1 protein-coding gene is annotated in these 606 nt (G+C 50.7%); it reads right to left on the reverse strand.

What is annotated here, in order from left to right:
* Positions 1-542, reverse strand: a 542-nt coding sequence (locus ACOCD2_RS25055; RefSeq protein WP_419626369.1) for a transposase, incomplete at its 3' end; no start/stop codon positions are given.
* Between the last annotated feature and the right edge of the window lie 64 nt (positions 543-606).

Here is a 606-nt window from a genome sequence, read left to right on the forward strand (position 1 = left end):
AGTACGCTCCAGCGTAAGTGTTTTGGCAAGGGTTTGACATGGCCTTCCCGTTTTCTCACCTTATCCAATGCGCGGGTAAAGGTCTGCACAATATGGAACCAGTCCACTGTAACCTCTGCCTGTGGCAAGCTTTCTTTTATCCCCGTAAGAAAGGTGGGTGACATATCACATACCGCTTCCTGAATCACCGATGGCTCGCCTTTATGCGTTTTCAGGAAATCGGAGAACTTTGCCACGGTTTGCTTGCCCTTACCGGAGGTGACAAATAGCACAGGCTCTTTTCGCCGCTCCATATCGATAAATACGGTGACATAGTTATGGCCCCGTTTGCTTGCCGTCTCATCCAGCCCAACCGCTTTGACATCGGACAAATCAAACTGCTCAATGGCCTGACCAACATAGTGCTCGACAATGCGCCATAAACGCTTGTCAGTGATTTCAATGATACGAGCGGCTGCGTTGACCGACATCTCCCGAACTAGGGTCAAAGCCGCTTGCTCGAATAGCAAGGTAAAAGCACTGCCTTTGCGCGCCCAGGGCACATCAATCAGCTTGACACCATGTTCGGGACATTTCACACGCGAGGTACTGAGGCATGGATATAGC

The organism is Thiolapillus sp. (genome assembly GCF_048562965.1).
Lineage (GTDB): Bacteria > Pseudomonadota > Gammaproteobacteria > Chromatiales > Chromatiaceae > Thiolapillus > Thiolapillus brandeum_A.